The sequence below is a fragment of the Muribacter muris genome, assembly GCF_004569585.1.
GTDB classification, from domain to species: Bacteria; Pseudomonadota; Gammaproteobacteria; order Enterobacterales; family Pasteurellaceae; genus Muribacter; species Muribacter muris.
Genome location: NZ_SPPA01000073.1, coordinates 1 through 584, shown reverse-complemented (window position 1 = coordinate 584; position 584 = coordinate 1). Strand labels below are relative to the sequence as shown.

Here is a 584-nt window from a genome sequence, read left to right as displayed (position 1 = left end):
CTGAAAACGCGCAATATCAGCGTAAGCGGCGGGACAGGCGGGTTTAACCCGATGGGGACCCTGATGAGCCTACCGGGTAACCGGAACGAACGGGAACAGAGCACGACCTACGCGACCGTAGGCGGCAATATCGATATGACAATCCGGGATGAAGCGGGCCAAAAAGCGAAAACGGGGAAAACGGTCGCGGAGACCTTATCGGGCTTACACCGTGATGTTGCCAATGCCAACCGCAAAGTGAGCCAAGCGGATATGAGCAAAGTGCAAGAATTGCAGGCGATGGCGGCGGTGGTTGCGGATATTGTGAACAATGCGGAGCAGATTTACACCCACAGCGACAGGGAGAGGATAGAAAACGCGAAGCTGGCGTTAGGGAAAGAGGCGGAGCGGTTGAGACAAGCGGGTGTTTTACCAGAAAACTTTACCAAAGATGCGGGTTATGAGGCAGCGGCAAAAGCGTTAAATACCTTACAATCGGACTACGATAAAGGGTACGGAACGGGCAGTGCGTTTAAACGAGGCGTGAGTGCGGCAAGCGGTATCTTACAAGGTCTGGTAACGGGGAATAACGCCCAAGCGTTAGT

General features: G+C 53.9%; 1 protein-coding gene. It reads left to right on the top strand.

Going from position 1 to position 584, the window contains the following annotated elements; all coding sequences use genetic code 11:
• Positions 1-584, top strand: a 584-nt coding sequence (locus tag E4T80_RS12900) for a hypothetical protein (RefSeq protein WP_167740745.1), incomplete at both ends; no start/stop codon positions are given.